Annotated in this window: 9 protein-coding genes; 3 read left to right on the top strand and 6 right to left on the bottom strand. The window is 41.7% G+C overall.

Translation table 11 applies throughout. The annotated features are described in order from the left end of the window. The 4 genes from pgsA to lpxO all read right to left on the bottom strand — a co-directional run. Window positions 1-379, bottom strand: a 379-nt coding sequence (gene pgsA, locus B4H32_RS07280; RefSeq protein WP_286801103.1) for a CDP-diacylglycerol--glycerol-3-phosphate 3-phosphatidyltransferase, incomplete at its 3' end; no start/stop codon positions are given. A 105-nt stretch (window positions 380-484) separates the two neighbouring features. After that, window positions 485-1,282 carry a thioesterase family protein gene (locus B4H32_RS07275; protein ID WP_286801102.1) on the bottom strand — a complete coding sequence of 266 codons (798 nt, stop codon included), beginning with the start codon at window positions 1,280-1,282 and terminating at the stop codon, window positions 485-487. 104 nt (window positions 1,283-1,386) lie between these two features. Further along, window positions 1,387-3,186 (bottom strand): excinuclease ABC subunit UvrC, encoded by a 1,800-nt coding sequence (gene uvrC / locus B4H32_RS07270; RefSeq protein WP_286801101.1) that lies wholly within the window; start codon window positions 3,184-3,186, stop codon window positions 1,387-1,389. 329 nt (window positions 3,187-3,515) lie between these two features. Continuing rightward, window positions 3,516-4,430 (bottom strand): lipid A hydroxylase LpxO, encoded by a 915-nt coding sequence (lpxO, locus tag B4H32_RS07265; protein WP_004763708.1) that lies wholly within the window; start codon window positions 4,428-4,430, stop codon window positions 3,516-3,518. Between the two features lie 393 nt (window positions 4,431-4,823). On the opposite strand from lpxO, the gene fadB reads away from it, so the two are divergent. Together fadB and fadA are read left to right on the top strand one after the other, a co-directional pair. Continuing rightward, a complete protein-coding gene (fadB, locus tag B4H32_RS07260; RefSeq protein ID WP_286801094.1) occupies window positions 4,824-6,977 on the top strand; it encodes a fatty acid oxidation complex subunit alpha FadB in 2,154 nt (717 codons plus the stop codon). 12 nt (window positions 6,978-6,989) lie between these two features. After that, entirely contained in the window at window positions 6,990-8,162 is a 1,173-nt protein-coding gene (fadA, locus tag B4H32_RS07255) for an acetyl-CoA C-acyltransferase FadA (RefSeq protein WP_004680717.1), read from the top strand. Window positions 8,163-8,207: 45 nt separating this feature from the next. On the opposite strand, the gene B4H32_RS07250 is transcribed toward fadA, so the two are convergent. Further along, complete coding sequence (locus tag B4H32_RS07250) at window positions 8,208-8,498, bottom strand: hypothetical protein (protein ID WP_228127118.1); 291 nt, start codon at window positions 8,496-8,498, stop codon at window positions 8,208-8,210. Between the two features lie 214 nt (window positions 8,499-8,712). Between B4H32_RS07250 and B4H32_RS07245 the strand changes: the two genes are divergently transcribed. Next, entirely contained in the window at window positions 8,713-9,336 is a 624-nt protein-coding gene (locus B4H32_RS07245) for a PH domain-containing protein (protein WP_004680719.1), read from the top strand. 55 nt (window positions 9,337-9,391) lie between these two features. Here the strand turns inward: B4H32_RS07245 and B4H32_RS07240 are convergent, their stop codons facing one another. Continuing rightward, the gene (locus B4H32_RS07240; RefSeq protein ID WP_286801088.1) at window positions 9,392-9,859 is read right to left on the bottom strand and encodes a hypothetical protein; all 468 of its coding nucleotides are present in this window, start codon (window positions 9,857-9,859) and stop codon (window positions 9,392-9,394) included. Between the last annotated feature and the right edge of the window lies 1 nt (window position 9,860).

Here is a 9,860-nt window from a genome sequence, read left to right as displayed (position 1 = left end):
CCATCCATTCACGCAATGCTGAAACAGTAATTTCACGGGAAATAATCACAATCGCCGCAAAAGCCATTGAAGTGGTCGGTTGCCATTGCATCAGTACAATCAATGCCGCCGCAACCATCAGCTTATCAGCAACAGGATCTAGGAAACGCCCGAAAGCAGAAGTCTGATTCAAAGTTCGAGCTAAATACCCATCGAACCAATCTGTCACTGCCGCAAGAACAAAGATTGCGGTCAATATCAGATGTCGCATCATTCCCCCATGATGCTCAGCAATCCCAATGGCAGGCGGCCAATAGGCAATTGCCAAAAATACAGGAATGAGGGCGATACGCGCCAAAGTTAAAATATTAGGAATGTTCAGGATTCGCCCTGTGCTCATAAACACCGCCATGTTGTTCGCATCAAATATGCATGTCGCACAAAGGATGTGCCGAGATTGTATCCATGTGTAAGCGACTTTATACGAAATGCACGGCAGTGTCGACTAGGCAAAAACGGCAACTGTTTGTCGAAGTATCGCAATCAGTCGATTTTCATCATCCCAAAGATAGGCATACTCGGTTGAATAACCATGTTCAGCATATTCAGTCACTACTTTGTATTTGAACCAATCCTGTACTTGATGAGCAATCGGCTGCAAATAGGTAATCTGCCAAGTTAATGAGCTTGCAGGTGCAGGGGTTTTAAACATGGGCAACACACCCGGTGGCCACACATCCATCAATCCAAATAGATCGGCTAGTTTCATTTCGCGATTTGGATGCAACTGAGGTATAAAACGACACCATCCACCAAAGTCAGGCACTTTGCTGCCAGCCATTGGATAATACCCTTCAGCCCAACATAGTTCAAACTGTTGCAAACATTGTGGCATTAAGCCTTCAATATAAGCTGTTTTTTCCAACTGCGCTGGCAGTGGATAATCAGGAACTTGCGGTAGATTTTGCACATGAATCCGAGATTCACGCTGCGAACCAAAACTCGCAATTAATATACTTCGTACAGTATCTGCTTGCCATAACCGCACTTCTAAGGTTGTAACCGATTTACCCTCTCGCAACACCTCCGCCGTGAGTTTAGCCTGCCCTTCTTGCACAGGACCAACAAAGGTCACATTACAACTCAATAACTGCTTTGTTGTATCATGAACCACACTCTGTGCCTTTTGGATTAATAATCCTGCAACTAAACCGCCAAATACGGTGCGACCTTGTAACCATCCTGAGGGAATGTCAATCCACTCTTGATGTTCAACCTGTTGATACAGCGGAAGCAATGACATTATCTTTCCTTAATCGTCAAACCATCCTATCTTTAAATGTTTTTACCTGTTTGTGAATGATCATTGACCCATCAGTCATTGAAAGTTTGAGCCAATCGGTCAAGTTATTCATGCAAGATTTTATAAATCGTTCTCGCCATGACTTCACCCAGGCCTGGCACCAGCATCAACTCTTTTTCCGAGGCTTTTAAAACACCTTGTATACCACCAAAATGAGTGAGTAGATCACGACGGCGTTTTGGCCCTAGCCCAGGAATAGCTTCCAAAACTGAACTACTACGGCGTTTATCACGCTTAGCTCGATGTTTGGTAATGGCGAAACGATGCGCTTCATCTCGAACCTGCTGGATCAGGTGAAGTGCCTTATGGTCTTCTGCTAGCTGAATCTTGGTGCCATCGGTAAAATGCAGCGTTTCTAATCCCGGTTTACGCCCCTCACCCTTGGACACGCCGATCATAAAGGCATCGAGCTGGAGTTCCAGCATCACCTCCATGGCCATATGCAGTTGCCCCTTACCGCCATCAATCAGGAGCAGATCAGGCAACATATTCTTTTTATAGCGACGGATCAGTGCCTGACGCATCGCCGCATAATCATCCCCGCCCGTAATATCCTGAATCGCAAACTGGCGATAATCGCGCTTTCTCGCACCGCCCTGATCAAACACCACACAAGAAGCAATCGGTGCTTCACCCATAGTATGACTGATATCAAAGCATTCAATTCGGTCAATGGGACGACCAACCACTTGTTCAAGTTGATGAAAACGCTCGTTCAATTCCAAATGGTTGCTGAGTTTACCTTTAATGGCATGCTGCACGTTCATTTGTGCAAGCTCTTGCCACTCAGCCCGTGTTTCTCGAACTTTGTGCTTGATCTGAACTTTCTTCTCAAAGGTTTGTTGTAACGCTTCTTCGAGTTGAACTCGATCAGGAAGTTCGACATTCACAATCAACTCAGAAGGGATTTCATCTGCCACTTGGAAGTAGAAGTTAGCAATAAAATCACTGAGCATTTGTCCAAGATCATCACCCAACATATCTGGAAAATAGCTTTTTCCTCCCAGCATACGACCATTACGCACATACATGATTTGTACGCAGGTGACACCCGCTTGATAGGCGATGGCTAAAATATCAGCCTCACCTTTTATTTTAAACACCGCTTGTTGTGCTTGAACTTCACGTAATAAAGACAACCGATCTCGATAAAATACCGCTTTTTCGAACTCAAGAGCTTCTGCCGCTTGCTCCATTTTGCCGATTAATTCCTGATTCAACTCTTTAGTATCGCCTTGTAAGAAGCGAATTGAATTATCAACATCTTCTTTATAGTCTTCGGGGCTAATTAACCCCACACACGGTGCTGTACACCGTTTGATTTGATATTGTAGACAAGGGCGTTTGCGTTGAGAAAAATAGCTATTTTCACACTGTCTTACATTAAATAGTTTTTGTAAGGTTAAAAGAGTATCTCGCGCGCTGTATGCACTTGGATAAGGACCAAAAAATTTTCCGATTTGATGCTTACCTTTACCTCGCCCACTGGCAATACGAGGATAAGGTTTATCTGCGGAAACAAAGATATAGACATAAGACTTATCGTCCCGCAGCATGATGTTATATGGCGGACGATGTAATTTGATAAGATTTTGTTCTAATAGTAGCGCTTCAGTTTCGGAACGAACAATCAATGTCTCGATATCATAAATACGTGCAACTAGAGCTTGTGTCTTGGGATGCTCAATCGTTTTAACAAAATAGCTGGAGACACGATTTTTTAGATTCTTCGCTTTACCGACATATAGCAACTCCCCATCTTTGCCTAGCATTTTGTACACACCAGGCAATTGGGTCATATGAGTCAGTATTTTTTCAATGTGTTCACGCGCGTTTGGATTCACAGCAGACTTTCATGATCAGTATTGGTTTGATGATGTAGTCTGCATAAATCAATTTCAAGTGAATTGAGCTGAAATCCATCAATTCAATAACTCAAATAACACCTATCATTTAAAGACTCGACTCAATGCTTGTTCAGCGCTATTAAATGCAGACCCATTAAAGAAATCACAGGCTAGTTCATTTACATGTGACAGATTTTGGGTTGGATAAGATTCAATATAATCTTGAGTACTCAACTGAATTTGTTTTTGCCAACATTTATAAACAAATAAATAACTAAATCATCGTTATAAAAAAACGCCCTTTCGGGCGTTGATCTCATTCAGACTTAAAATACATAAGGTCGAATAAAAATTAAGAAAAATAGCCCTAACATGATGAACCATTTCAGGAAATAGTAAAGCTGACGATTTTTAGCCTTTAACGCTTTGGCCTTGATACGAATTTGATAAACATAACCAAAGACTTTATTTAAGCCACCTGTTTGATCGCCTGCCTCATTAGGTGAACTAGCTGCGGTCATGACACTTTTTCCAAACCAGTGGTTAAACTTTTGCATAAAACGGGTTTTTAATGGACGTTCCACATCAGCGAAAAAGATAATACGATTCTGGTCAGTGGTATTTTCCGCATAGTGAATATAAGTTTCATCAAACACGACACTTTCACCGTCACGCCATGAATAACGCTGACCATCGACATCAATAAAACAGCGATCATCATTTGGTGTAATCAAACCTAAATGGTAACGCAATGAACCCGCATAAGGATCACGATGGCGAACTAAACGGCTATCTGGTGCAAGCTCGGTAAACATTGCCGCCTTAATGCTAGGTAATGTCTTTAATAAAGCCGTTGTTTTCGGGCAGAGTTCAGCCGCAGATGGATGTGCCGAGTCATACCATTTCAGATAAAAACGTTTCCAGCCTGTTTTAAAGAAAGAATTAAAACCCAAGTCATCATAGCTGCTGGATGCCTTAATGCCACCCTTGTCATATAGGGCCTTGGCCTCATCCCGAATCATTTCCCAGTTTTCATCAAGAATCTTTAAATCCTTAAAATACTGGGTATCGATATACGGCTGGTTTGGCACTCTGGAAAAGAGGTACATTAAAAAATTAATGGGTGCCAGAATGGTTGAATGGTCAAAAAACTGACGATAAAACGAATGTTTCACTTTACCACGGCGCTGAATATACAACGCAGAAATGATAAATATCGCTAATATGATCCACTTAATCATAACTTACTCTATCTGCCCAGATGAAAACCCAATGCCAATTTGATCGCAAATTTTCCAAATCGCACACAAAAAATAAGCCGACTATTTTACCAAATTTAAGTACTTAAACACCAATTTTCCTTACTTAAATCGAACAAAAACGATATTTATCCTCTATCCAAACCCATCTTTGAAGAAAGTGGAATACACTGTTATCCCATTTTTATGGCCTAGCTGATTCACACAATCGATGAGTTACAACAAATTGATGACCCTCGCGTCACGGCTTGATACAACTTGTTATGTTCTTTTTGGATATAGTTATCGTAAGATTAGCGAAGCATTTTTGCGCCTTTCCAGGCGCATAAGCTTTATGACATCAACTTAGAATCCTCCACAACAAGGAGATCAGGCATGATCCACGCTGGCAATGCCATTACCGTCCAAATGCTTGCGGACGGAATTGCAGAATTCCGCTTTGACCTACAAGGTGAGTCGGTTAATAAATTTAACCGTGCAACCATCGAAGACTTCCAGGCAGCGATTGCTGCAGTTAAAGCCAATAACGACATTAAAGGCTTAGTTGTTACCTCTGGTAAATCAACATTTATCGTGGGTGCAGACATCACTGAATTTGGCGACAACTTCGCTGCAGGTGAACAGGCGATTGTTGACTGGCTTATGCCTGTCCATGAAATCTTCAACAGCTTTGAAGATTTAGACATGCCAAAAGTTGCTGCAATCAACGGCACAGCATTGGGTGGCGGTTTTGAAATGTGTCTGGTATGTGACTATCGTGTCATGTCAGAGCAGGCACAGGTTGGCTTACCAGAAATCAAACTCGGGATATACCCTGGTTTCGGTGGCAGTGTACGTTTAAGCCGTTTAATCGGTATCGACAATGCTGTTGAATGGATGGCAATGGCCAACCCTAAACGCCCTGATGCTGCACTCAAAGACGGCGCTGTAGATGCAGTCGTCGCTGCTGACAAACTTCAAGAAGCTGCTGTTGACTTAGTTAAACAAGCACTTGCGGGTCGTTTGGACTGGAAAGCAAAACGCCAAGAAAAATTAGACCCTGTAAAATTGAACCCACTTGAACAAATGATGGCGTTCAACACGGCGAAAGGTGCGGTATTAGCTAAAGCAAACCCTGCACAATACCCTGCTCCTAAGTTATTGCTTGACTCATTACAAGCAGGTGCAAACTTGCCACGTAATGACGCGCTCAAAGCAGAAGCTGAAGGCTTTGCTAAAGCTGCTGTAACGCCTCAAGCAGGTGCGTTGATTGGTTTGTTTATCAACGACCAAGTAGTGAAAAAGACCTCGAAAAAATATGAAAAAGGTGCACATCCTGTGAACCAAGCGGCTGTACTCGGCGCGGGTATCATGGGCGGTGGTATTGCTTACCAAGCGGCAAGCAAAGGCACACCAATTATCATGAAAGACATCGGCAACCCACAATTAGCATTGGGGATGTCTGAAGCAATCAAATTGCTGACCAAGCAAGTTGAACGTAAAAAAATGACACCTGCCGAAATGGGTGAAACTTTGGCACGTATCCGCCCAACTTTAAGCTATGACGAGTTTAAAGAAGTAGATATCGTGATCGAAGCGGTAACTGAAAACCCTAAAGTTAAAGAAATCGTACTTGCAGATACAGAAAAGCATGTTCGTGAAAACACGATCATTGCATCTAACACATCTACAATCTCAATTACACGCCTTGCGAAAGCATTACAACGTCCTGAAAACTTCGTTGGTATGCACTTCTTCAACCCAGTACACATGATGCCATTGGTTGAAGTGATTCGTGGTGAAAAAACTTCACCTGAAGCAATTGCGACCACTGTGGTTCTTGCTCAGAAAATGGGTAAAACACCAATCGTAGTGAATGACTGCCCAGGTTTCTTAGTGAACCGTGTATTGTTCCCTTACTTTGGTGCATTCGACTTGTTACTTAAAGATGGCGCAGACTTCCAGCAAGTCGACAAAGTCATGGAAAAATTCGGTTGGCCAATGGGTCCTGCTTACCTAATCGACGTTGTGGGTATCGATACAGGTGTACATGGCGCAGAAGTGATGGCAGAAGGTTTCCCTGACCGCATGAAGCCAGACTTTAAAGGCTCAATCCAAGTCATGTACGAAAACAAACGTCTTGGTCAAAAAAATGACGTAGGTTTCTACAAATATGAATTGGATCGCAAAGGCAAAAAAGTCAAAGTGGTTGATCCAACTGCATACGAGCTTGTGGCATCTGTGGCAACATCTGAAAAACGCGAATTTGATCCACAAGAAATCATTGACCGTATGATGCTTGCTTTCTGTAACGAAACAGTTCGTTGCTTAGAAGACAACATCGTTGCAACTGCTTCTGAAGCAGATATGGCGATGATCATGGGTGTAGGTTTCCCTCCATTCCGTGGTGGTCCATGCCGTTACATCGACCAAACAGGTGTTGCTGAATACGTTGCGCTTTGCGACAAATATGCACATTTAGGTAAAGCTTATGAAGCGCCACAAATGTTGCGTGACATGGCTGCTAACAACAAAAAATTCTACGGTTAAGGAGCGACGTGAATGGCTACTTTAAATCCACGTGACGTTGTGATTGTCGATGGCGTTCGTTCTGCCATGGGCAAATCACGTAACGGCATGTTCCGCAATGTACGTGCCGACAGTTTATCTGCTGAATTAGTACGTGCACTTGTTGCTCGTAACCAATTTGATACCAACGAAGTTGAAGACATCATTTGGGGCTGTGTAAACCAAACTTTAGAGCAAGGTATGAACATTGCTCGTAATATTGGTTTATTGGCTGATATTCCAAAGACTGCTGGCGGTCAAACGGTTAACCGTTTGTGTGGTTCTTCTATGCAAGCAATCCACACGGCTGCTGCACAGATTGCAACCAATCAAGGTGACATCTTCATCATCGGTGGTGTAGAGCATATGGGTCACGTCGGTATGATGCACGGCATCGACCTGAACCCTGAAGCATCTAAACACTATGCGAAAGCATCGAACATGATGGGCTTAACGGCTGAAATGTTAGGTCGTATGAACGGTATCTCTCGTGAAGAACAAGATGCCTTCGGTGTTGAATCTCACCGTCGTGCTTGGGCTGCAACACAAGAAGGTCGTTTTAAAAACGAAATCGTTGGTGTTGAAGGTCATGATGCAAATGGTTTCAAAATCCTTTGCGACATCGATGAAGTGATTCGTGCTGATGCAAACCTTGAAGCATTCAAAGCGTTAAAACCAGTTTTCGATCCTAAAGGTGGTTCAGTAACAGCAGCAACTTCTTCTGCTCTTTCTGACGGTGCTTCTGCAATGTTAGTTATGTCTGCTGAACGTGCTCAAGCGCTTGGTTTAAAACCACGTGCTGTGATTCGTTCTATGGCAATTGCAGGATGTGATGCTGCAATCATGGGTTACGGTCCAGTTCCAGCAACTCAAAAAGCGCTTAAACGTGCTGGTTTAACGATGGCGGATATCCAAACTATCGAATTAAACGAAGCATTTGCTGCTCAAGGCTTATCAGTCATGAAAGGCTTAGGCGTCTATGACAAACAAGACATCATCAACTTGAATGGTGGTGCGATTGCATTGGGTCACCCATTGGGCTGTTCGGGTGCACGTATCACAACAACATTGTTAAACGTGATGGAACAACAAGATACTCAAATCGGTCTTGCGACGATGTGTATCGGTCTTGGTCAAGGTATCGCGACTATTATCGAACGTGTTTAATACACTCTTTTGATAAGCAAAAATCCTCGCTTCGGCGAGGATTTTTTATGGCATTAAAAACCATTGCGCCAGATAAATGATAGATATTAAAACCAAAATCAAAAAATCTTTGATTGTCGCGTTATTTTCATTTTCTTCTTTAACTAATCTATACCAAGAATTTAAAAGGAATACTCCTACAATAATCATCAAACCAAAGGTAAATAACCCAGCTAAAATTGCTGTATAAGCACAACTTTCCGAACTACATTTCGATGGTAATGTTAACCAAGCCAGTCCCATAAGAAAAAGAAGCAAAACTCCTCTCTCTTTTATTAAAATATTAAATTTATTCAAGATTCTCTCAAAATGTAATTTCTTTAGTTTATTAAATTTTAATATTCAGCACGATTTTAATGCCTATTCAACTTATTAAGACTACAGCAAAATTTTGCTTGATTCAGTAGAGCTCTGATAAACGGTAAATATCACCTAATGAAAAACTCAATCTAGACAGAACAATACTTCGCCAATTATGATCCTAACTCCAATAAACGATAAGGCTCTAACAATGTTTAAAAATATGGCAGCAGATTTAATGGGAACCAGTGATATCGGTAAGATTATTGAACCGCAAGATTATGATAAAACTGATATTGATGACTATATTTTCCATGAAGACAATGAAAAGATTTTCTTCTTGATCAAGGCAAAAACGGATGAGTATTGCTTTACCAATACTGCCTTTATACATTTAGATGGAACCAGTGCTGTCAGTAAAAAACGTACCCTTTATCGTTATCCCTATAAACACAATCAAATCAGTCGGGTACTTCTAGAAACAGCAGGTACAATTGATCGGGACGTCGAAATCAAATTCCAACTCGGTGGTGCAAGTTATTCAATTGATATTGAAAAATCACAAATTGAAAAAGTCCGTGATCTATATAAAGCCCTATTTAGTATTGGCGAAGCATGCAAAGAAATTGAAAGACAAATGAATTCTTTGGTGATCACTCAGCAAGCTGTAAATAATATGTTTTCCTTACGTGAATTATCAGAACAGGTTTTGCTAAACTTGCCAGATATTATTTCACAAACCACAATCCAGGTTGAAAACAAGTTTACAGAGCGCAGAAAACAAATAGAAAATTATGATTTCTCTAGGATTTTTGAACGTTATCTAAAACAATAAAAGGCTACCCCCGCATTATATATGTGGGGGTTTTCCCAACAACAATTCAAAATCTTTAGCGCATAAGAAATTGATTTTGACTTTTTAACTCATCCCGAATTTGCTGCTGCAATCTCAGAACCTCATCAAAATTAATTTTTATTGTTCCATCACGAATGCCATCGACATTGTCACGAGTAATATTAAAAGGTTGCAACATTTTAAACAGCCCATTGGTTGGGTCTGACGACTGAAAACCTTCCGCCACGGCAAAAATATTATAGGGTTGTAATTGCAACGGAATTTGAGATGGGTCAGGATCGGCTGCTTTCGGCTGATAATCAACAGTGGCTGTACTTTCTTTTATGGTCTCATTCTGCATATCACTGTGGGTCTTATATATACGGTGTTGCAAAGCCTGACGCACTTTCATGTCTTCCTGAAATGGAACAGGACCCACTTCCTCACGTAACTCAGATTCAGCCATAACGCGAATCGTTGGCAATGTGGTCACTTCTTCTGCCTGAACAGTGGGAAAACCCATC

The sequence above is a fragment of the Acinetobacter sp. UBA2063 genome (assembly GCF_002333245.1).
Taxonomy (GTDB): Bacteria; Pseudomonadota; Gammaproteobacteria; order Pseudomonadales; family Moraxellaceae; genus Acinetobacter; species Acinetobacter parvus.
This window is presented reverse-complemented; position numbering and strand designations above follow the sequence as displayed.